Origin of the sequence: Marinimicrobium sp. C6131, from assembly GCF_026153455.1 — a bacterium.
In the GTDB taxonomy this organism is placed as follows: Bacteria; Pseudomonadota; Gammaproteobacteria; order Pseudomonadales; family Cellvibrionaceae; genus Marinimicrobium.
This window is the reverse complement of the sequence record NZ_CP110629.1, coordinates 192,319-210,089: the sequence shown is the minus strand read 5'-3', so window position 1 is coordinate 210,089 and position 17,771 is coordinate 192,319. Positions and strand designations below refer to the sequence as shown.

Sequence of the window (17,771 nt, the reverse complement as noted above, 5' to 3'; positions counted from 1 at the left end):
AAACCCTTCACTAACGATCGCTTCACAGCGATCTCGTTAACCGCCGGTCAAACGACCGGCGACGAAACAATGTATTATCAGTCTTCGTTTTTCAAGCTGGCCGGCGGCCAGTTTTCCAAACGCATACCGAGTGACAAACCGCGCGAGGCGAGGACATCTTTGATCTCTGTCAGAGACTTCTTACCCAGGTTCGGTGTTTTCAACAGCTCAACTTCAGTGCGCTGAATCAAGTCACCGATGTAGTAAATATTCTCTGCTTTCAGGCAGTTCGCGGAGCGAACTGTCAACTCGAGATCATCCACCGGACGCAGAAGAACAGGATCAATCGCTTCCTCTTTCTCTTCCGGTGTAGATTGCTTCTCGGCCTCCAGGTCGACAAACACAGCCAATTGCTGCTGCAAGATGGTCGCCGCACGACGAATCGCTTCTTCGGGATCAATCGTACCATTGGTTTCCAGATCCAGAATCAGCTTATCCAGGTCCGTACGCTGCTCAACACGGGCACTCTCGACCGTGTACGCAAGCCGGCGAACCGGGCTGTAAGTCGCATCCAACTGCAAACGACCAATAGCGCGGCTTTCGTCCTCGTCATGACGACGGGCATCGGCCGGCTCATAACCGCGGCCACGGGCCACTGTCAGGCGCATATTGAGTTCGGTATCACCGGTGATATGGGCGATCACGTGATCGGGGTTTTTTACCTCGATATCGTGATCAACCTGAATATCCCCAGCGGTAACGACACCCGGGCCCTTCTTCTTGAGAGTCAGAACCGCGCGATCTTTACCGTGCATCACGACAGCGACGTTTTTCAGGTTGAGCAGGATTTCAATGACATCTTCCCGCACACCCTCAATCGCGCTGTACTCGTGCAGCACACCATCGATCTCGGCTTCAGTAATGGCACAGCCCGCCATGGAGGAGAGCAGAATACGCCGTAGGGCATTGCCCAGAGTATGACCAAAACCGCGCTCAAGCGGCTCCAACACCACGCGAGCGTGAGTTGGGCTGTTTTCGGTCACATCGATATGACGCGGAGTCAAAAATTCGTTTACTGCAGTCTGCATAGCCACACCTGTTAGCGGTTAGTCCCTTACTTGGAGTAAAGCTCGACAATAAGGTTCTCGTTGATTTCAGCGGGCAATTCACTGCGATCGGGAACTCGGGTGAAGACACCTTCTTTCTTGTCCGCGTTCACATCGATCCACTCAACATTGCTGCGCTGGCCGGCAAGGGTCAGGGCGTTCTGGATACGCAACTGATTCTTGGCCTTTTCGCGAACGGCAATCACGTCCCCTTCCTGCACCTGGTAGGAGGGAATGTTCAACGTTTTGCCGTTAACGCTGATCGCCTTGTGAGTGACCAGCTGACGCGCTTCTGCACGGGTAGAACCGAAGCCCATCCGGTACACAACGTTATCAAGGCGGCCTTCGAGCAGCTTCAACAGGTTTTCACCGGTGGCGCCCTTACGACGAGCAGCCTCTTTGTAGTAGCTGCGGAACTGCTTTTCCATCATGCCATAGGTACGACGTACCTTCTGCTTTTCACGCAGCTGTACACCATAGTCCGACAGACGACCACGACGCTGGCCATGCTGGCCAGGGACGCTTTCCAGTTTACACTTCGAATCCAGCGCGCGAGCACCACTCTTCAGAAAGAGGTCGGTGCCTTCACGACGGGACAGTTTACATGTAGGTCCAATATAACGAGCCATTATCTAGTTCCCCTTACACTCGACGTTTCTTGGGAGGACGGCAGCCGTTGTGCGGAATCGGCGTAACGTCGACAATGTTGGTGATCTTGTAACCAACATTATTAAGTGCACGGACCGCAGATTCGCGGCCAGGGCCAGGGCCCTTCACTTCTACGTCGAGGTTCTTAAGACCGTATTCTTTCGCTGCCTCACCGGCGCGCTCCGCAGCCACCTGGGCAGCAAACGGGGTGCTTTTGCGCGAACCGCGGAAACCAGAACCACCAGAGGTGGCCCAGCTCAGGGTATTACCCTGACGGTCGGTGATAGTGACAATGGTGTTATTGAAAGACGCGTGGATGTGGGCAACCCCATCGACCACCGTCTTTTTGACTTTCTTTTTCGTTGCGGTTTTATTACCTGGCTTCGCCATAGCAATCTCTTCCTAACCTGTAGTTACCGTATTTGAATGACTGGCGCAGATCGATTAACGTTTAATCGGCTTGCGCGGGCCCTTACGTGTGCGAGCGTTGGTCTTGGTGCGCTGACCATTGACCGGCAAGCTCCGACGGTGACGCAGACCGCGGTAGCAACCCAGGTCCATCAGACGCTTGATGTTCATCGACACAACACGGCGCAAGTCACCCTCTACGGTATGCTTGCCAAGCTCGTTACGGATCGCGTCGAGCTGTTCTTCGGAAAGACTACCCATTTTGGCGTCTTCGGCGATGCCAGTAGCGGCACAGATCTGTTGCGCAGTAGTACGGCCAATCCCATAGACGTAAGTCAGGGAGACAACCGCGTGCTTGTGATCTGGTATGTTTACACCAGCAATACGGGCCATTCAAATTACTCCAGTAACACTAAAATTGCAGCGTTGACGGCAACTTACGCCACCCAACACCCTAAAAGGCGCGCAAGGATAGCGGTAAAATCACCAAAAATCAATAGCCCGGGGATTTCTCCCCGGACGACAGTCAACGCCCCCTCATGTACGCCCCGCCCCTGGAGGGGGCTTGGCGTCCAATTCTTAACCCTGCCGCTGCTTGTGACGAGGCTCAGCGTGGCAAATTACTCGCAGAACGCCATTGCGCTTAACCATCTTGCAGTTGCGGCAGATCTTTTTAACAGAAGCACGAACTTTCATGATCCTACCCTAGTAATGGGGATTAGCGAGCGTTGCCGCTGCCATATCCCTTCAAGTTAGACTTCTTCATCAGTGACTCGTACTGATGAGACATCAAGTGCGCCTGAACCTGGGACATAAAGTCCATGACCACCACTACCACGATCAGCAACGACGTCCCCCCCAAATAGAAGGGAACATTTGCCGCCACCACCAGGAACTGGGGCATCAGGCACACAGCCGACATATAAACAGCACCCACCACCGTCAAACGGGTCAGAACACTGTCGATATAGCGGGCCGATTGCTCACCCGGGCGGATCCCCGGGATATAGGCACCGGACTTCTTCAGGTTATCCGCCACCTCTTTCGGGTTGAACATCAACGCCGTGTAGAAGAAGCAGAAAAACGAGATCAGTGCCGCGAACAGCAGAATGTTCAGAGGCTGACCCGGACCAATAGCCAGAGCGAGATCCTGAAGGAAGTCGCTGGCAAAGCCGTCACCGCCCTCGCCAAACCACTGGGCAATGGACGCCGGGAACAGCAGGATGCTGCTGGCAAAGATCGCCGGAATCACGCCCGCCATGTTGATCTTGAGCGGCAGGTGACTGGTCTGAGCGGCGTAGGCATTTCGGCCTTGCTGACGCTTGGCGTAGTTTACCGTAATACGACGCTGTCCGCGTTCAACCCGGACCACACCCCAGATAACGGCCAGAGCGATTACCGCAATAACCAACAGCAGCAACAGATGAAGATCACCCTGACGGGCACTCTCAAACGCCTGCCCCACTGCACTTGGCAAACCAGCCACAATACCGGCAAAAATCAGCATTGAGATACCGTTGCCAATACCTTTCTCAGTAACCTGCTCACCCAGCCACATCATGAAGACCGCGCCGGTAACCAGAGAAGTGACCGCAATGAAGTGAAACGCAAAATCCGCTTCGCCACCATAGGCAAAACCGGAAAAACTCACTGACATCGCCATGGCCTGCACCGTCGCCAGCACTACTGTACCGTAGCGTGTGTACTGGTTGATTTTACGGCGGCCCGCGTCACCTTCTTTTTTAAGCTGTTCCAGCGAGGGGGTCACTGCGGTCATCAGCTGCATGATAATCGATGCAGAGATGTACGGCATAATGCCCAGCGCAAGGATACTCATGCGCTCCAGGGCACCCCCGGAGAACATGTTGAACATACCCAGAATGGTACCCTGATTCTGATTAAACAGGTTGGCAATCCGCTCGGGATCCAAACCGGGAACCGGAATATGAGTACCAATTCGGTAGACTACGATCGCCAGGAACAAAAAACGCAGGCGAGCCCAAAGCTCGCCCAAACCTTTCTGATTCCCCAACGAAGGATTACCGGGAGTTGCCATGTTGGCGCCCCTTACTCTTCGACTTTCCCGCCAGCCGCTTCAATCGCAGCCTTGGCACCTTTGGTGACCGCAATACCGCGTACGGTAACCGCTTTCTTCAGCTCGCCAGATGCGAAGATCTTGGCGCGCTTCATATTAGCACCAATGACATCGGCCTGCTTCAGAGTTTCGATATCGATGGTATCGCCCTCTACCTTGTTCAGCTCAGAGAGACGAACTTCGGCAGTGACACGACCAATACGAGAACTGAAACCAAACTTCGGCAGACGCTTCTGCAACGGCATCTGGCCGCCTTCGAAGCCCGGAGCAACACTACCACCGGAGCGGGACTTCAAACCTTTGTGACCGCGGCCTGCGGTCTTACCCAGGCCACTACCGATACCGCGACCCACGCGCTTTTTGCTATGGGTGCTACCGGGGGCGGGACTCAGCTCGTTAAGACGCATCTTATTCTCCCTCTACCTGTACCAGATAGTTTACAGAGTTAATCATCCCACGCACGGAGGGAGTGTCTTCCACCTCAACGGTGTGGCCGATACGGCGCAGACCCAAGCCGGCGACGCTAGCCTGATGCTTCTTCAGGCGACCCGCTGTACTCCGGATTTGAGTCACTTTGATCATTTTCTTAGCCATGGTCGTATTCCGCAATCAGTTAACTGGCAATGCCAATTAATTCAGGATCTCTTCGACACTTTTGCCACGCTTGGCTGCTACAGAGTCCGGAGACGCCATAGACTTCAGCGCATTAAAAGTGGCACGAACAACGTTTACCGGATTGGTAGAGCCGTAACACTTGGCCAGTACGTTCTGAACACCGGCAATTTCCAGTACAGAGCGCATGGCGCCGCCAGCAATAACACCCGTACCCTGTGAGGCGGGCTGCATGAACACCTTGGAGGCACCATGACGGCCTTTGGTCGGGTACTGCAGAGTGTCGCCGTTCAACTCAACGTCGATCATGTTGCGGCGAGCTGCTTCCATCGCTTTCTGGATTGCAACCGGCACTTCACGTGCCTTACCGCGGCCAAAGCCGACCTTACCGTTACCGTCACCAACGACAGTCAGTGCGGTGAAGGCAAAGATACGACCACCTTTAACAGTCTTGGCAACACGATTGACTTGAACCAGCTTTTCCTGGAAGCCTTCGTTGTTGCCTTCTTCTTTCTTCGCGTATGCCATATCTTAACCCTTAGAATTCCAGTCCAGCTTCACGCGCAGCGTCTGCCAGGGCTTTTACACGACCGTGGAACTTGAAACCACTACGGTCGAACGCCACCCGGGAGACACCGGCAGCTTTAGCGCGCTCTGCGATCAGAGCGCCGACAGCTTTCGCCGCCTCGCTGTTACCCGTTTTGCCCTGACGCAGGTCTTTATCCAACGTTGAGGCACTGGCCAATACGCGGCCGCCGTCTTCTGCAATGATCTGCGCGTAAATATGACGCGGCGTACGATGAACAGACAGACGGTTTACACTCAGTTCACGAATCTTGGCACGGGCACGACGCGCACGGCGAAGACGAGATTGCTTCTTATCGCTCATATCCTGGCCCTACTTCTTCTTGGCTTCTTTACGGCGAACCTGTTCGCTCGCATAGCGGATGCCTTTGCCCTTATAGGGCTCTGGCTCACGCAATGCGCGAATCTCGGATGCCACCTGACCGAGCAGCTGCTTGTCAGCGCTCTTCAGCACAATTTCTGTCTGGGCCGGACACTCTGCCGTTACACCTTCCGGTAAGGTGTAATCGATCGGCTGAGAATAACCGACAGACAGGTTTACAGTTTTACCCGACGCCTTGGCACGATAACCGACGCCGACCAGTTGCAGCTTCTCTTCGAAGCCCTGATCTACGCCTTTTACCATGCTGCCGACCAGAGCACGCATGGTGCCTGCCAGCGCGCGGGACTGCTTGGCCCCATCACGAGCGGTGAATTTGAGCAGGCTATCTTCCTGCTTGATTTCAACGCTGTCGTGAATTTCCAGAGCCAATGTACCTTTTCCGCCTTTGACGCTAAGGCTCTGACCCTGAAGGGTGACCTTAACAGCGGACGGTACTTCAACCGGACTATTTGCAACTCGTGACATGACGACTTCCCGTTAAAATACTGTGCAGAGGACTTCACCACCGACGCCAGCGGCGCGAGCGGCACGATCAGTCATTACACCTTTACTGGTAGAAACGATGGCAACGCCCAACCCACCACGCACGGACGGAATGGACGACTTACCAGCATAACTGCGCAAGCCGGGGCGACTGACCCGATCCAGCTCAGCAATAACCGGCTTACCTTCAAAATATTTCAGCTCAATGGTCAGCTCAGGCTTCGGGCCTTCACTCACTGAGAAACTATCAACGTAGCCTTCTTCTGCCAGAACTTTTGCCACAGAGGCCTTCAGTTTGGAAGAGGGCATGGTGACATTCGACTTTCCCACCTGCTGGGCGTTTCGAATGCGAGTCAGCATATCGGCCAACGGATCTTGCATGCTCATCTGATTCTGCTCCTAATGTTAAGCCCTGGGCTTACCAGCTGGACTTGACCAAACCGGGAACGTCGCCCCGCATGGCAGCTTCACGCAGCTTGTGACGACACAAGCCGAACTTGCGATACACACCGTGCGGACGGCCAGTTACGCGGCAGCGACGACGCCCGCGGCTGGGGCTCGCATCGCGAGGCAGTTGCTGCAGTTTGATCTGCGCTTCCCAGACTTGCTCTTCGGAAGAAGCAGGGCTGGCAATAATCGCTTTCAATTCCGCGCGCTTAGCGGCGTATTTGGCGACTGTGCGGGCACGCTTCACTTCACGTGCAACCATTGATTTCTTAGCCATGACGCTACCCTTAACCTTTGAACGGGAAGTTGAACGCTTTCAACAGCGCGCGACCTTCCTCGTCGTTCCGTGCTGTCGTTGTGATACAAATATCCAGACCCCGGAGCTTATCGACTTTATCGTAGTCAATTTCCGGGAAGATAATCTGCTCGCCTACGCCCATGGAGAAATTACCGCGGCCGTCAAATTGCTTCGGGCTGATACCACGGAAGTCACGAATGCGCGGAATGGCGATGCTGACCAGGCGATCCAGAAACTCATACATACGATCTTTACGCAGAGTTACTTTGCAGCCAATCGGCCAGCCATCACGGATTTTGAAACCCGCGATTGACTTGCGTGCCTTGGTAACGACGACCTTCTGGCCGGCAATTTTCTCCAAGTCACCGATCGCATTCTCAAGCACTTTCTTATCGCCCACAGCCTCACCGACACCCATATTGATGGTGATCTTGGTGATGCGTGGAACTTCCATCACGTTCGCGAGACCCAGCTCTTCTTTCAGCTTGGGCGCGAGCTCTTTGCTGTACAGTTCTTTTAGCCTAGCCATGTCTACTTACGCCTCTACGGCTTCGCCATTGGATTTGAAAACGCGGACCTTGTCGCCGTTTTCAAGGATCTTGAAGCCAACACGATCCGCCTTCTGAGTCGCCGGATTGTAAATGGCAACATTGGAGGCCTGGATCGAGGCTTCCTTCTCTACGATTCCGCCGGGCACGCCCATTTGCGGATTCGGTTTCTGGTGCTTCTTGATCATGTTAATACCAGACACGATCAGGCGGCCATCAGCCATTACGCGAGTTACTTTCCCGCGCTTACCCTTGTCGCGACCAGCGATAACAATCACTTCGTCATCACGTTTAATCTTTCGCATTTGTCTGCCCTCAGCTCTCTGCCCGTACCAAGTGCTTACAGCACTTCCGGTGCGAGAGAAATGATTTTCATGAACTTCTCGCCACGCAACTCGCGAGTCACCGGCCCAAAGATACGAGTACCCACCGGAGCATCCTGGTTGTTCAGCAGCACAGCAGCGTTGTCGTCGAACTTGATCAACGAACCATCCTGGCGGCGAACACCCTTTTTGGTGCGCACTACCACCGCTTTCATCACCTGGCCTTTCTTCACCTTACCGCGAGGAATCGCTTCCTTCACAGTAACTTTGATGATGTCACCCACAGCGGCATAGCGCCGATGGGAGCCGCCAAGAACCTTGATGCACTGAACCCGACGAGCGCCGCTATTATCAGCTACATCTAAGTAGGTTTCTGTTTGAATCATCGTCCGTCTCCGAAACTATTAAGTCGCCTGAATCACTTAGATTTCAGTAGCGCGCTCTTCAATGTTCACTAAAGCCCATGATTTGGTCTTTGACAGCGGACGAGATTCAGCGATAGTCACCGTATCACCGATCTTGCAGTCATTGTTTTCATCATGCGCTTTCAGCTTTGATGACTTGCTCACATACTTGCCGTAAAGCGGATGCTTTACGCGACGCTCGATCAGCACTGTGATGGTTTTATCCATCTTGTCGCTAACAACCTTGCCGGTCAGTGTACGAGCCAGATTATCTGCCTGAGTCATCGTTAATTACCTGCCTTCTGTTTAAGCACCGTTTTAATTCGAGCAATATCGCGGCGAGTTTGCTTGAGCAGGTGAGTCTGACCCAGCTGGCCAGTAGCAGCCTGCATACGCAGCTTGAACTGCTCCTTCAATTGAGTCAGCAGTTCGCCGTTCAGCTCTTCAACGGATTTTTCCCGGAGTTCTGAAGCTTTCATCACATCACCGAACGTTTTACGAAAGTTGTTGTAATAGGCAACTTGGCTGCGGCCAACGCAAAGGCCTCACGAGCCAGATCTTCACTGACGCCATCCATTTCATACAGGACTTTACCAGGACGGATCTGCGCGACCCAATATTCCACGTTACCCTTACCTTTACCCTGACGCACTTCCAGGGGCTTCTCGGTAATTGGTTTATCCGGAAACACACGAATCCAGATTTTACCGCCACGTTTAATGTGACGAGTCATCGCACGACGGGCCGCCTCAATTTGGCGAGCTGTAATGCGACCGCGACCAGTAGCTTTCAAGCCAAAATCACCAAAGCTTACTTTGGCGCCCCGATGGGCCAAGCCGCGGTTGCGGCCCTTCATTTGCTTGCGAAACTTCGTACGCTTTGGTTGCAGCATCTTGCGTACCCCTTACTTGGACTTAGAGCCTTTTTTCTTAGGTGCAGCTTCAGCTTCGTCGATATCGCCGATGACCTCACCCTTGAAAATCCAAACTTTCACACCGATGATGCCGTAGGTGGTTGACGCTTCGGCGGTTGCGTAGTCGATGTTTGCACGCAATGTGTGCAACGGTACGCGGCCTTCACGATACCACTCACTACGAGCGATCTCGGCACCCCCCAGGCGGCCTCCCACCTGGATCTTGATACCTTCCGCACCCTGACGCATGGCGTTTTGCACGGCACGCTTCATGGCACGGCGGAACATCACGCGGCGCTCCAACTGCTGAGCGACGTTCTGGGCAACCAGTGAAGCATCCAGATCAGGCTTACGGATCTCTTCAATGTTGATGTGCACTGGCACACCCATGCGCTCGCTCACTTCTGCACGCAGACGATCCACGTCTTCGCCTTTCTTACCGATCACAATGCCCGGACGGGCGGTGTGAATGGTAATACGTGCGGTATTGGCGGGACGCTCAATGTCCACGCGGCTTACAGACGCACTGGACAACTTGTCCTGAATGTAAGAACGCACTGCCAAATCATTGTTGAGTTTGTCTGCGTACTGATCGCTGCCGGCATACCACACTGAGGTATGCTTCTTGACGATACCCAGACGAATACCTGTCGGATTTACTTTCTGACCCATAACGCCTGCTCTCTTACTGGTCGGCTACTTTAACGGTGATATGACAAGTGCGCTTAAGAATGCGATCAGCACGACCTTTAGCGCGAGGCTTGATGCGTTTCATGCTCAAACCTTCATCCACAAAAATCGTGGACACTTTCAGTTCATCGACGTCGGCGCCTTCGTTGTGTTCGGCATTCGCAATTGCGGACTCGAGCACCTTCTTGATAATCGCGGCGCCTTTTTTAGGGCTGAATGCCAGAAGGTCCAACGCCTCCTCAACACCTTTTCCGCGAATCTGATCGGCTACCAAGCGCGCTTTTTGCGCCGACAGACGAGCACCGCTGAGTTTTGCTGCTACTTCCATCGTGTTACCTCGTAGGCACTATTAGCGCTTAGCGCTTTTTCGCTTTTTTGTCTGCAGCGTGACCGCGATAGGTGCGGGTAGCCGCAAACTCGCCAAGTTTGTGTCCAACCATCTCTTCATTCACCAGGACGGGCACGTGCTGACGACCATTGTGTACTGCCAGCGTCAGACCAACCATTTCTGGCATGATCATTGAGCGCCGCGACCAGGTTTTAATTGGACGACGATCATTTTTTTCGATCGCTGTTTCGACCTTCTTAATGAGGTGAAGATCGATAAAAGGACCTTTCTTCAGTGAACGTGGCACTGTTGCTTCCTCTTTTCCGCTGTTGATTTACCGTTAGCGCTTGGAGCGACTACGGACAATCATCTTGGTAGTGCGCTTGTTTTTGCGCGTCTTGTAACCCTTGGTCGGAACACCCCAAGGTGTTACCGGATGACGACCACCGGATGTACGACCTTCACCACCACCGTGCGGGTGATCCACCGGGTTCATGGCGACACCACGGACCGTAGGACGAACACCGCGCCAACGTTTGGCACCGGCTTTACCCAATGAACGCAAGCTGTACTCGCTATTGGACACTTCACCCAGGGTTGCACGGCAGTTCACCAATACACGACGGGTTTCACCACTACGCAGACGAAGCGTCGCGTAAGTACCATCGCGAGCCACCAACTGGCAAGAAGCACCAGCGGAGCGAGCCAGCTGAGCGCCCTTTTCAGGCTTCAGCTCAACACAGTGAACGGTGCTACCGACCGGGATGTTGCGCAACGGCAGGGCATTACCCACCTTGATTGCCGCCGCATCACCGGATTCGATTTTATCTCCCGCCTTCAAGCCCTTCGGGGCAATGATGTAGCGGCGCTCGCCGTCCGCGTAGCAAACCAGCGCAATGTAGGCAGTGCGGTTCGGATCATATTCCAGCCGCTCTACGGTGGCCGGAATGCCGTCTTTGTTACGACGAAAATCAATTACACGGTAGTGCTGCTTGTGGCCACCACCAACATGGCGGGTAGTAATACGACCACCGTTGTTACGGCCACCGCTCTTGGACTTTTTCTCCAGCAGCGGTGCGTAGGGAGCACCCTTGTGCAAATCCGGATTGACGACACTTACTACAAAGCGGCGACCGGGCGAGGTTGGTTTACGTTTTACAATAGGCATTGCAACAATCCTCTTACTCAGCTACCGCAAAGTCGATATCCTGACCTTGCTCAAGACGAACGTAGGCCTTCTTCCAGTCGCTGCGCTTACCGATACCAAAGCGCGTGCGGCGGGTCTTGCCCTTCACGTTAAGCACGCGAACACTTTCAACTTTGACATCAAACAGCGCCTGCACGGCCGCTTTGATTTCGAGCTTGCTGGCATCAGTGGCCACTTTGAAAACAACCTGGTTGCCGTTCTCACCCGCCATGGCGGACTTTTCGGACACTACCGGACCCAACAAGATTTTGTAGATGCGTTCTTGGTTCATCCCAGGATCTCCTCGAACTTTTTCAGAGCCGGAACGGTGACCACAACCTTTTCAAAGCCGATCAAGGCAACCGGATCAACACCCTGGACGTCGCGAACATCAACCTTATGCAGGTTGCGAGACGCCAAGTAAAGATTTTCGTTCACATCCTCAGTCACGATCAGCGCTTCTGACAGATCGTACTGAGCCAGCTTTTGTACCAGGCTTTTGGTCTTGGGCGCGTCGACGGAAAATTCTTCCACCACCACCAGACGCTCCTGGCGATTCAGCTCAGACAGAATGCAGCGCAGTGCCGCACGGTACATCTTTTTGTTGAGCTTCTGCTCGAAGTTGCGCGGCTTGGCAGCGAATGCCTTGCCACCAGAGCGCCAGATCGGGCTGCGGATGGTACCCGCACGCGCACGACCGGTGCCCTTCTGACGCCACGGCTTCTTGCCGCCGCCAGATACTTCAGAGCGAGTTTTCTGAGCCTTGGTACCCTGACGGCCGCCCGCCAGGTAGGCGACTACCGCCTGATGCACCAGGTCTTGATTAAATTCTTTGCCAAACGCCACCTCAGATACGTTGAGCGTATCTTTGGCACCATCGGGCTTTACAATATTCAATTCCATGGTCGTTTCCCCTCGGACAATTAACCGTTACTGCGCGCTTTAACTGCGGGACGAACAATGACGTCACCACCGGGAGCTCCCGGAATGGCGCCTTTGACCAACAGCAGATTACGCTCAGCGTCGACGCGGACCACTTCCAGATTCTGAACAGTTACCTGTTCGGAACCCATGTGACCTGACATCTTCTTGCCCTTAAAGACGCGACCCGGTGTCTGACACTGTCCGATGGAACCGGGGGCACGGTGAGAAAGGGAGTTACCGTGGGTAGCGTCCTGCGTGGCGAAATTCCAACGCTTGACGGTACCGGCAAAGCCCTTACCTTTGGAAGAACCGGTGACATCGATCTTCTGGCCAGCCTCAAAGGCGTCAACCGTAATCTCTGCACCAACTTCGAAGGATTCTTGAGTATCGTTACGCAATTCCCACAAACCACGACCAGCTTCGGCATTCGCCTTGGCGTAGTGGCCCGCTGCGGGCTTGGTAACACGTGAGGCGCGACGAGACCCTACGGTAACCTGCACTGCAGAGTATCCGTCGGTTTCTACATTCTTCACCTGGGTGACGCGATTGGGGGAGACCTCAATCACGGAAACAGGAATGGAAACACCATCATCGGTAAATATGCGAGTCATGCCGCTCTTGCGGCCGACAATACCAATCGTCATGTTGCTAACCTCTCAGTGTACGGGGCTTTTACCCGCTATGGCCGCCCATTTCAGAGCGTTACACAAACCCGGCCGAAACCGGGATTAACATTTACTTTGTATTAGTTAAGACTGATCTGAACCTCTACACCTGCAGCCAAATCCAGCTTCATCAGGGCATCAACGGTTTTTTCAGTGGGCTCAACAATGTCCAGCAAACGCTTGTGTGTACGAATCTCGTACTGATCACGCGCGTCCTTGTTGACGTGCGGGGAGATCAATACAGTGAAGCGCTCTTTGCGAGTCGGCAGCGGAATCGGGCCACGGACTTGTGCGCCTGTGCGCTTTGCGGTCTCAACAATTTCCTGGGTAGAGGCATCGATGAGCTTATGATCAAAGGCCTTCAGGCGAATCCGAATGCGTTGATTCTGCATGTGAACCAAACTCCAGTAATAAACTTTAAAGAACTATCCAAATTGGCGATGGCGTCCGAGCTGAGCTCGTTGATACCCTGCAAAATGGAGGCGCAATTCTAATGGCGAGGCCGGCCCCTGTCAAGGGATATGCCGGAATATTCCCGGAATCCCGGGTGATTCACCATTACTTTTTAAAATCAAGGACTTATCGCTATTAAACGCCCCGGCGAGACGCCCAAAAACACTCCAGGGACAAAAAAAGGCCCCCGCAGGGGCCTTCTCAGGGCCTGTGCCGCTGTTACTCGATGATCTTGGAGACCACGCCAGCGCCAACAGTACGGCCGCCTTCACGCACCGCAAAGCGCAGACCTTCTTCCATCGCCACCGGGTGAATCAGAGTCACGCTCATCTTCACGTTGTCCCCCGGCATGACCATCTCAACGCCTTCCGGCAACTCACAAGCACCGGTCACGTCCGTGGTACGGAAGTAGAACTGCGGACGATAGCCCTTGAAGAACGGAGTGTGACGGCCGCCTTCGTCTTTGGACAGCACGTACACTTCGCCTTCGAACTTGGCGTGCGGGGTCACTGAACCCGGCTTGGCCAGAACCTGACCACGCTCCACTTCGTCACGCTTGGTACCGCGCAGCAGAACACCCACGTTCTCACCAGCACGACCTTCGTCCAGCATCTTGCGGAACATCTCAACACCGGTACAGACGGTCTTGGTGGTGTCCTTCAGGCCAACGATTTCCAGTTCCTCGCCTACCTTCACGATGCCGCGCTCGACACGACCGGTTACTACGGTACCGCGACCAGAGATGGAGAATACGTCCTCTACCGGCATCAGGAACGGCTGATCGATGGCACGCTCGGGCTCCGGAATGTACTCGTCCAGGGTCTCTACCAGCTTCTTCACAGCGGTAGTACCCAGCTCGTGCTCGTCTTCACCGTTCAGCGCCATCAGGGCAGAGCCGGCGATGATCGGCGTGTCGTCGCCCGGGAAGTCGTAGTCGGACAGCAGCTCACGCAGCTCCATCTCGACCAGCTCCAGCATTTCGTTGTACTCGTCGGTGCCTACGCCGCCGCAGTCTTCTGCCAGCAGGTCAGCCTTGTTCAGGAATACCACAATATAGGGTACGCCTACCTGACGGGACAGCAGGATGTGCTCGCGGGTCTGGGGCATCGGACCGTCGGTCGCACCACACACCAGGATCGCGCCATCCATCTGCGCCGCACCGGTGATCATGTTCTTCACATAGTCGGCGTGACCCGGGCAGTCCACGTGCGCGTAGTGACGAATCGGTGAATCGTACTCTACGTGAGAGGTCGCAATGGTGATACCGCGCTCACGCTCTTCCGGCGCATTGTCAATACCGTCAAAGGCAACAGCAGAACCGCTGCCCCAGACTTCGTGACATACGCGGGTCAGAGCCGCGGTCAGCGTGGTTTTACCGTGGTCAACGTGACCAATGGTGCCCACGTTGACGTGGGGCTTACTGCGTTCAAACTTTTCTTTTGCCACTGTCTTCTTCCTCTAGAATGTCTGCAAATCAGAAATTAATCGTCTTTAGCCACTTTGCTTTTGGCAATCACTTCATCGGCTACGTTGCGGGGAGCTTCGGCATAACCCTTGAATTCCATCGCGTAGGTAGCGCGACCCTGGGTGGCCGAGCGCAGATCCGTCGCGTAACCAAACATCTCCGCGAGAGGCACCTCAGCATTAACGATCTTGCCGGATACACCTTCTTCCATGCCCTGAATCATGCCGCGACGACGGTTGAGGTCACCCACCACGTCACCCATGTTCTCTTCAGGCGTCACGACCTCCACTTTCATGATCGGCTCAAGCAGGACGGCTCCGCCCTGTTGCGCCAATTTCTTGGTGGCCATAGAGGCAGCAATTTTAAAGGCCATCTCGTTGGAGTCAACATCGTGGAACGAACCATCGTACAGAGTGGCTTTCAGGCCCAGCAGCGGATAGCCAGCGAGAACACCATTCTGCATCTGCTCGGAAATACCTTTTTGTACCGCCGGGATGTATTCCTTCGGAACGGCACCACCCACGATCTCGTTGGCGAACTCCAGGCCTTCGGCGTCTTCGTCCTGGCCCGGCTCGAAACGGATCCAGACGTGACCGTACTGACCGCGGCCACCAGACTGACGAACAAACTTGCCTTCGATCTCACAGGTGTTGCGAATCGCTTCACGATAAGCCACCTGGGGCTTACCGATATTTGCCTCAACCTTGAACTCACGACGCATGCGGTCAACGATGATGTCCAGGTGAAGCTCGCCCATGCCACCGATAATGGTCTGACCGCTTTCTTCGTCAGTTTTGACGCTGAATGACGGGTCTTCCTGAGCCAGTTTACCCAGAGCCACACCCATTTTTTCCTGATCCGCCTTGGTTTTCGGTTCAACCGCAACGTGAATCACAGGATCCGGGAATTCCATTCGCTCAAGCGTAATGATGTGGTTCGGGTCACACAGTGTGTCACCGGTGGTAACGTCTTTCAGGCCTACGGCCGCAGCGATATCGCCGGACAGTACTTCCTTGATCTCTTCGCGGTTGTTGGAGTGCATCTGCACCATACGACCAACACGTTCTTTTTTGCCTTTTACCGGGTTGAACACCGAATCACCGGAGTTCAATTTGCCGGAGTAAACCCGGAAGAACGTCAGCGTGCCCACAAAGGGGTCGGTGGCAATCTTGAAAGCCAATGCCGCAAACGGTGCGTCGTCGTCCGCCTCACGGGTTTCAACGGTGTCTTTCCCGTCATCCAGAACCCCTTCGATCGCGCGAACCTGGTTCGGGGCCGGAAGGTACTCAACAACAGCGTCAAGCACTGCCTGCACACCTTTGTTTTTAAAGGCTGAACCACCCAGAACCGGAACAATTTCATTGGCCAGGGTGCGGGCACGAATACCGGCCTTGATCTCGTCGTTGGTCAAAGACCCTTCTTCCAGGTATTTTTCCATCAACTCTTCGTTGGCTTCTGCGGCCGCTTCCATCATGAATTCGCGCATTTCTTCGCACGTTTCTTTCAGGTCATCCGGGATTTCCGCGTAATCAAACGTCATACCCAGATCGGCTTCATTCCACAGAATGGCCTTCATCTCGATCAGATCAACCACGCCCTTGAAGTCTTCTTCAGTACCGATAGTCATCTGCAAAGGCACGGCGTTGGCGCCCAGACGGGTTTTCAATTGATCAACCACACGCTTGAAGTTGGCACCGGTGCGGTCCATCTTGTTGACGAAGACCATACGGGGAACTTCGTACTTGTTGGCCTGACGCCATACGGTTTCGGTCTGCGGCTGCACACCGGAGGAGCCACACAGCACCACAACAGCACCATCCAGTACCCGCAGCGAACGCTCCACCTCGATGGTGAAGTCAACGTGCCCGGGGGTATCGATGATGTTGATACGGTGCTGATCAAACTGCTGACTCATGCCCTGCCAGAAGCAGGTGGTCGCTGCGGAGGTAATGGTAATACCGCGCTCTTGCTCCTGCTCCATCCAGTCCATGGTAGCCGCGCCATCATGAACCTCACCCACCTTGTGAGACAGGCCGGTATAGAACAGAACGCGCTCGGTAGTGGTGGTCTTACCGGCGTCTACGTGGGCAACGATACCAATATTGCGGTAGCGTGCGATAGGAGTTTTACGTGCCACGACAGTATCCCCAATTGCTAATTCATTAAAACGGGAAAAGGCAGCCACTTGGCTGCCCTCACCCTCTCTATCTATCGGCGTTTTTCAGGCGACGGCCTTAGAAGCGATAGTGCGAGAAGGCCTTGTTGGCCTCGGCCATACGGTGAACATCTTCACGCTTACGGACCGCTGCACCTTTGCCTTGGGAGGCATCGATCAACTCACCGGCCAGACGCTGGGGCATGGATTTCTCGCTGCGACCGCGAGAGAAGTCCACCAACCAACGCATTGCCAAGGCAATACGACGGCTCGGGCGGACCTCAACCGGCACCTGATAGGTGGCACCACCCACGCGGCGGGACTTAACTTCCACCAGCGGTGCGATGTTTTCCAGCGCTTCATCGAACACTTCGATGGGGTCACGATTCAGCTTGGACTCAACCGATTCCAGAGCACCGTACACAATACGCTCAGCCACGGACTTCTTGCCGCTGACCATCACGTGGTTCATAAATTTCGCCAGCGTCACATTGCCGTACTTGGGATCCGGCAGAACTTCGCGCTTGGCGACAACTCTTCTTCTTGGCATCTTAAATAGCCTCTCTTCAGGATTTGTCTAAGACTCCGGCTTATGCCGCGCTTAGCCTTACTCGGTTCGCGCCCGCAGGCGCCGCCGAAAACGCATAACAACCCGGGGGACCAGATGGTCCACT

The 17,771-nt window shown here is 54.5% G+C and carries 30 protein-coding genes; all 30 read right to left on the bottom strand.

The window, feature by feature from the left end:
* Positions 1-77: 77 nt before the first annotated feature.
* A complete protein-coding gene (locus OOT55_RS00910; protein WP_123639555.1) occupies positions 78-1,067 on the bottom strand; it encodes a DNA-directed RNA polymerase subunit alpha in 990 nt (329 codons plus the stop codon).
* Between the two features lie 26 nt (positions 1,068-1,093).
* Complete coding sequence (gene rpsD, locus OOT55_RS00905) at positions 1,094-1,714, bottom strand: 30S ribosomal protein S4 (protein WP_265367296.1); 621 nt, start codon at positions 1,712-1,714, stop codon at positions 1,094-1,096.
* Between the two features lie 13 nt (positions 1,715-1,727).
* The gene (rpsK, locus tag OOT55_RS00900; RefSeq protein ID WP_024462496.1) at positions 1,728-2,123 is read right to left on the bottom strand and encodes a 30S ribosomal protein S11; all 396 of its coding nucleotides are present in this window, start codon (positions 2,121-2,123) and stop codon (positions 1,728-1,730) included.
* A gap of 54 nt (positions 2,124-2,177) precedes the next feature.
* Positions 2,178-2,534, bottom strand: a complete 357-nt coding sequence (gene rpsM, locus OOT55_RS00895) for a 30S ribosomal protein S13 (RefSeq protein WP_024462495.1) — start codon at positions 2,532-2,534, stop codon at positions 2,178-2,180.
* A 186-nt stretch (positions 2,535-2,720) separates the two neighbouring features.
* On the bottom strand, positions 2,721-2,837 hold the full coding sequence (gene rpmJ / locus OOT55_RS00890) for a 50S ribosomal protein L36 (protein WP_081666256.1): 117 nt from the start codon (positions 2,835-2,837) through the stop codon (positions 2,721-2,723).
* Positions 2,838-2,859: 22 nt separating this feature from the next.
* Positions 2,860-4,197: a preprotein translocase subunit SecY gene (gene secY / locus OOT55_RS00885; RefSeq protein ID WP_024462494.1), complete on the bottom strand. Its 1,338-nt coding sequence runs from the start codon at positions 4,195-4,197 to the stop codon at positions 2,860-2,862.
* Between the two features lie 11 nt (positions 4,198-4,208).
* Positions 4,209-4,643, bottom strand: a complete 435-nt coding sequence (gene rplO, locus OOT55_RS00880) for a 50S ribosomal protein L15 (RefSeq protein ID WP_265367295.1) — start codon at positions 4,641-4,643, stop codon at positions 4,209-4,211.
* A gap of 1 nt (position 4,644) precedes the next feature.
* On the bottom strand, positions 4,645-4,830 hold the full coding sequence (rpmD, locus tag OOT55_RS00875; RefSeq protein WP_265367294.1) for a 50S ribosomal protein L30: 186 nt from the start codon (positions 4,828-4,830) through the stop codon (positions 4,645-4,647).
* Positions 4,831-4,866: 36 nt separating this feature from the next.
* Positions 4,867-5,376: a 30S ribosomal protein S5 gene (gene rpsE / locus OOT55_RS00870; RefSeq protein ID WP_265367293.1), complete on the bottom strand. Its 510-nt coding sequence runs from the start codon at positions 5,374-5,376 to the stop codon at positions 4,867-4,869.
* A 10-nt stretch (positions 5,377-5,386) separates the two neighbouring features.
* Positions 5,387-5,737, bottom strand: a complete 351-nt coding sequence (gene rplR / locus OOT55_RS00865) for a 50S ribosomal protein L18 (protein WP_265367292.1) — start codon at positions 5,735-5,737, stop codon at positions 5,387-5,389.
* A 9-nt stretch (positions 5,738-5,746) separates the two neighbouring features.
* A complete protein-coding gene (gene rplF, locus OOT55_RS00860; RefSeq protein ID WP_265367291.1) occupies positions 5,747-6,280 on the bottom strand; it encodes a 50S ribosomal protein L6 in 534 nt (177 codons plus the stop codon).
* Positions 6,281-6,292: 12 nt separating this feature from the next.
* Positions 6,293-6,685, bottom strand: coding sequence for a 30S ribosomal protein S8 (rpsH, locus tag OOT55_RS00855; RefSeq protein ID WP_265367290.1), 393 nt, complete (start codon positions 6,683-6,685; stop codon positions 6,293-6,295).
* Positions 6,686-6,716: 31 nt separating this feature from the next.
* On the bottom strand, positions 6,717-7,022 hold the full coding sequence (rpsN, locus tag OOT55_RS00850; RefSeq protein ID WP_024462487.1) for a 30S ribosomal protein S14: 306 nt from the start codon (positions 7,020-7,022) through the stop codon (positions 6,717-6,719).
* Positions 7,023-7,032: 10 nt separating this feature from the next.
* Positions 7,033-7,572, bottom strand: a complete 540-nt coding sequence (rplE, locus tag OOT55_RS00845; protein ID WP_265367289.1) for a 50S ribosomal protein L5 — start codon at positions 7,570-7,572, stop codon at positions 7,033-7,035.
* Between the two features lie 6 nt (positions 7,573-7,578).
* Positions 7,579-7,896, bottom strand: a complete 318-nt coding sequence (gene rplX / locus OOT55_RS00840; protein WP_265367288.1) for a 50S ribosomal protein L24 — start codon at positions 7,894-7,896, stop codon at positions 7,579-7,581.
* Positions 7,897-7,931: 35 nt separating this feature from the next.
* Positions 7,932-8,300, bottom strand: a complete 369-nt coding sequence (gene rplN, locus OOT55_RS00835; RefSeq protein WP_024462484.1) for a 50S ribosomal protein L14 — start codon at positions 8,298-8,300, stop codon at positions 7,932-7,934.
* Between the two features lie 36 nt (positions 8,301-8,336).
* Positions 8,337-8,603 (bottom strand): 30S ribosomal protein S17, encoded by a 267-nt coding sequence (rpsQ, locus tag OOT55_RS00830; RefSeq protein ID WP_024462483.1) that lies wholly within the window; start codon positions 8,601-8,603, stop codon positions 8,337-8,339.
* A gap of 2 nt (positions 8,604-8,605) precedes the next feature.
* On the bottom strand, positions 8,606-8,797 hold the full coding sequence (gene rpmC / locus OOT55_RS00825) for a 50S ribosomal protein L29 (RefSeq protein WP_024462482.1): 192 nt from the start codon (positions 8,795-8,797) through the stop codon (positions 8,606-8,608).
* Positions 8,797-9,210 carry a 50S ribosomal protein L16 gene (gene rplP / locus OOT55_RS00820; RefSeq protein WP_024462481.1) on the bottom strand — a complete coding sequence of 138 codons (414 nt, stop codon included), beginning with the start codon at positions 9,208-9,210 and terminating at the stop codon, positions 8,797-8,799. Before rplP ends, rpmC begins: the two co-directional genes overlap by 1 nt.
* Before the next feature lie 12 nt (positions 9,211-9,222).
* Entirely contained in the window at positions 9,223-9,903 is a 681-nt protein-coding gene (gene rpsC / locus OOT55_RS00815; RefSeq protein WP_123639558.1) for a 30S ribosomal protein S3, read from the bottom strand.
* A 13-nt stretch (positions 9,904-9,916) separates the two neighbouring features.
* On the bottom strand, positions 9,917-10,249 hold the full coding sequence (rplV, locus tag OOT55_RS00810) for a 50S ribosomal protein L22 (RefSeq protein ID WP_024462479.1): 333 nt from the start codon (positions 10,247-10,249) through the stop codon (positions 9,917-9,919).
* 28 nt (positions 10,250-10,277) lie between these two features.
* A complete protein-coding gene (gene rpsS / locus OOT55_RS00805) occupies positions 10,278-10,556 on the bottom strand; it encodes a 30S ribosomal protein S19 (protein WP_265367287.1) in 279 nt (92 codons plus the stop codon).
* A gap of 33 nt (positions 10,557-10,589) precedes the next feature.
* On the bottom strand, positions 10,590-11,417 hold the full coding sequence (rplB, locus tag OOT55_RS00800) for a 50S ribosomal protein L2 (RefSeq protein ID WP_265367286.1): 828 nt from the start codon (positions 11,415-11,417) through the stop codon (positions 10,590-10,592).
* A 13-nt stretch (positions 11,418-11,430) separates the two neighbouring features.
* A complete protein-coding gene (gene rplW, locus OOT55_RS00795) occupies positions 11,431-11,727 on the bottom strand; it encodes a 50S ribosomal protein L23 (RefSeq protein WP_024462476.1) in 297 nt (98 codons plus the stop codon).
* The gene (gene rplD / locus OOT55_RS00790) at positions 11,724-12,338 is read right to left on the bottom strand and encodes a 50S ribosomal protein L4 (protein WP_024462475.1); all 615 of its coding nucleotides are present in this window, start codon (positions 12,336-12,338) and stop codon (positions 11,724-11,726) included. The genes rplW and rplD overlap by 4 nt, the downstream gene beginning before the upstream one ends.
* Before the next feature lie 20 nt (positions 12,339-12,358).
* Positions 12,359-13,003, bottom strand: coding sequence for a 50S ribosomal protein L3 (gene rplC / locus OOT55_RS00785; RefSeq protein ID WP_265367285.1), 645 nt, complete (start codon positions 13,001-13,003; stop codon positions 12,359-12,361).
* A gap of 101 nt (positions 13,004-13,104) precedes the next feature.
* Positions 13,105-13,416, bottom strand: coding sequence for a 30S ribosomal protein S10 (gene rpsJ, locus OOT55_RS00780; RefSeq protein ID WP_024462473.1), 312 nt, complete (start codon positions 13,414-13,416; stop codon positions 13,105-13,107).
* 280 nt (positions 13,417-13,696) lie between these two features.
* Entirely contained in the window at positions 13,697-14,923 is a 1,227-nt protein-coding gene (gene tuf / locus OOT55_RS00775) for an elongation factor Tu (RefSeq protein ID WP_265367275.1), read from the bottom strand.
* Positions 14,924-14,958: 35 nt separating this feature from the next.
* On the bottom strand, positions 14,959-17,079 hold the full coding sequence (gene fusA / locus OOT55_RS00770; RefSeq protein WP_265367284.1) for an elongation factor G: 2,121 nt from the start codon (positions 17,077-17,079) through the stop codon (positions 14,959-14,961).
* A gap of 97 nt (positions 17,080-17,176) precedes the next feature.
* Positions 17,177-17,647, bottom strand: coding sequence for a 30S ribosomal protein S7 (rpsG, locus tag OOT55_RS00765; protein WP_024462567.1), 471 nt, complete (start codon positions 17,645-17,647; stop codon positions 17,177-17,179).
* Positions 17,648-17,771: the final 124 nt, after the last annotated feature.